The sequence below is a fragment of the Corynebacterium halotolerans genome (assembly GCF_050107895.1).
GTDB lineage: Bacteria > Actinomycetota > Actinomycetes > Mycobacteriales > Mycobacteriaceae > Corynebacterium > Corynebacterium halotolerans_B.
On sequence record NZ_JBNILW010000044.1, the window covers coordinates 1 to 786 of the forward strand.

Sequence of the window (786 nt, forward strand, 5' to 3'; positions counted from 1 at the left end):
ACCATCCGCGATATTCAGCACCACCTGGCCACCACGCTGGGTACGGACCTGTCGCACGAGACGATCAGCACCATCACCGACGCCGTCCTGGACGAGGTGATGATCTGGCAAAAACGCCAGCTGGACTCGTTTTATCCGGTGGTCTATCTCGATGCGATCCGCATCAAGGTCCGTGACAATCACCGCGTGGTCGGCAAGTCCGCCTACCTCGCCGTCGGTGTGGATCTCGACGGGGTCAAACACGTTCTGGGGATTAAGGATCCAGGCCACCGAAGGAGCCGCATTCTGGGCGCACGTGTGCGCGGATCTAGCCAACCGCGGCATCGAGGACGTGTTGCTCGTCTGCTGTGACGGGCTCAAGGGGCTGCCCGAAGCCGTGGAAGCGACCTGGCCGGATTCGATGATCCAGACCTGTGTGGTGCACCTGATCCGGGCGGCGAACCGGTTCGTGGTCTATGCCGACCGCAAACAGGTCTCGAGGGAACTCAAGGCGATCTACACCGCACCGGACGAGGACACCGCGTGGGAAGCGCTACAGGCGTTTGCCGATAGTGACCTGGGAAAGAAGTACCCGCAGGCGGTGGCGACCTGGATCAATGCGTGGGAACGGTTCATCCCGTTCCTGCAGTTCCCGCCGATGGTCCGCAAGGTCATCTACACCACGAACTCGATCGAGTCGTTGAACAACGAGGTGCGCAAGGCAACCCGGAACCGGGTGCAGTTCACCAGTGATGAGTCCGCGATCAAGACCCTATGGCTGACGATCTGCAACATCGAGGACAAACG

1 pseudogene is annotated in these 786 nt (G+C 60.8%); it reads left to right on the forward strand.

The features are described 5' to 3' along the window. A pseudogene (locus ACQCVD_RS15460) lies at positions 1 to 786 on the forward strand (IS256 family transposase); the annotation flags it as partial.